Source organism: Acinetobacter sp. ACNIH3 (assembly GCF_002918965.1).
Classification (GTDB): domain Bacteria; phylum Pseudomonadota; class Gammaproteobacteria; order Pseudomonadales; family Moraxellaceae; genus Acinetobacter; species Acinetobacter schindleri.
Genome location: NZ_PQLP01000114.1, coordinates 1 through 1,862, shown reverse-complemented (window position 1 = coordinate 1,862; position 1,862 = coordinate 1). Strand labels below are relative to the sequence as shown.

Here is a 1,862-nt window from a genome sequence, read left to right as displayed (position 1 = left end):
CTTCTAGCGAGATTTCTTTTAATTTAGCTCCTAATACAACATTTAATATTCATCCAGATCAATTCAGAGTAACTCCAATAATTAATAATATAATTGTTGATATTGCCAGTGATTTAAAATCGAAACTTGAAAAAATTAGCTACATTGGACCTCTTAGGAAAAGAATTGAGAAAACATATATTATAGAAAATGACTTCGAAACTAGTGTCGGTTGCGAAGGAGATAAAATTGGTTATTTTCTTTATGCTCACGGAGATACGATTCTACAGCATATTAATAAATACTTTTTACAATACGGTATACCGTATGAAATTTTAATTAAAAAGCTAGGAGATGATACGACTGGCCCTATAATTTCAATACTATTAAAGGATTTAAGAACAGATACTATCGTAGCGCCATCAGATGTTGGGGTAGGTATTAGCCAATTATTACCAATTATTGTTGAAGGTATTATCCGAGAGAATTCATCTATTTGTATAGAACAACCAGAGATACATCTGCATCCAAAATTGCAAGCTGATTTAGCAGAGTTTTTCGTAGATACTTGTAAAAACAATCAATGGATAATTGAGACACATAGTGAAGCTTTAATGCTGCGTCTTCAAAAGTTATTACGTTTAAAAGATAAAAGATTAAAATACAATGATATTTCAATTATTTATGTGCACCCGACAAATAATGGTTCAAGGTTGTATCAAATACGTTTAGATGAAGATGGAAAATTTCGTGATGAGTGGCCTGTTGGCTTTTTTGATGAACGTATAGATGAAATTTTCGGATAATTTGTAGAAATGTTAGTAAAATTTACTTTAGATAAAGATTGTTTTTCAGCAGATGCATTAAATAATGACCTCAATACAAATGCTCATACAGTTTTAGAAGAATATTGGTCCAAATATGGGGTATTAATTTATCCACAGCAATTTAATATCTTGGAATTTTTAAAAGGGTTAAACAACCAACAAGATAAGCAAAAATGGACTTTAATGCTATCAAATAAATTTTTTAGATCTATTCAAGTTGATGCAAATTGGGAAAGTATGGAAGACTTGAATAATAAAAATCCTAGATATAACAATATATTAGATTATAAAAATTATTTTGAGGCTTTAATTCTAGATGAAACAAACTTTATTGAATTTAGAGAGCATGAAAAATTTCAAGAAGTTATAAATGAAATTAAGATAATGCCTCCAGGTAATATTAGTGCTTCGTCAAAATTTATTAATATTAAAAATAACTTAGAATCACGTCTGGAAATTGGACAATTAACAGAAGAAATTTGGAGAGCTAAGTTTTTAGATCTTTGTAAGTACTCACATGAGATCACAATCATTGATCGATATTTTTTCAAAAGTTTGGCTACTGATCTTAAAAATGGAAAACCTTCAAGTCTGGAGTTTTTATTAAGAAAGATAGCCACATGTAGAGAGGATAAATGTGTTTTAACGATTGTATCAACTACGACTACCTCTGATCAGGATAGTAGTTATGAAATTGCTCTTAATCATTTAAAAGCAAAAGGTTATACGAATTGGCATGATTTTTTATATTCTTGGGTTACAGATTTGCTTTCTCCACCATTAAGTATGAAACTGAATAGTTTTAAATTTATTGATGTGGCACATGAATTTTTCAATATTGAAAGTCATGATCGTTATTTTAGATTCGATAATTGCTATTTTCAGATTGGTAAAGGCGTAGATTTTATGAGATTTCCCACACAAACAACTAGAAATGAATGCTCATATAGATTTGATCGCAAATTTATAAAAGATATGATATTTAACGAAGTAATTAAATATAATAATAGAGAAATTTGCTTTATTTAAATTTATTATGAGGAAGGGGGAGAATAT

At 28.8% G+C, this 1,862-nt stretch carries 2 protein-coding genes; both read left to right on the top strand.

What is annotated here, in order from left to right:
- On the top strand, nt 1-785 hold a 785-nt coding region (locus C3420_RS16865; RefSeq protein ID WP_146048180.1), incomplete at its 5' end, for an AAA family ATPase.
- Between the two features lie 9 nt (nt 786-794).
- Nucleotides 795-1,835: a hypothetical protein gene (locus C3420_RS16860; RefSeq protein ID WP_103857257.1), complete on the top strand. Its 1,041-nt coding sequence runs from the start codon at nt 795-797 to the stop codon at nt 1,833-1,835.
- The last annotated feature ends 27 nt before the right edge of the window (nt 1,836-1,862 follow it).

Bases quoted from the DNA above. Each gene is read 5' to 3' on its own strand.
- C3420_RS16860 (WP_103857257.1), top strand. From the start codon at position 795: ATGTTAGTAAAATTTACTTTAGATAAAGATTGTTTTTCAGCAGATGCA.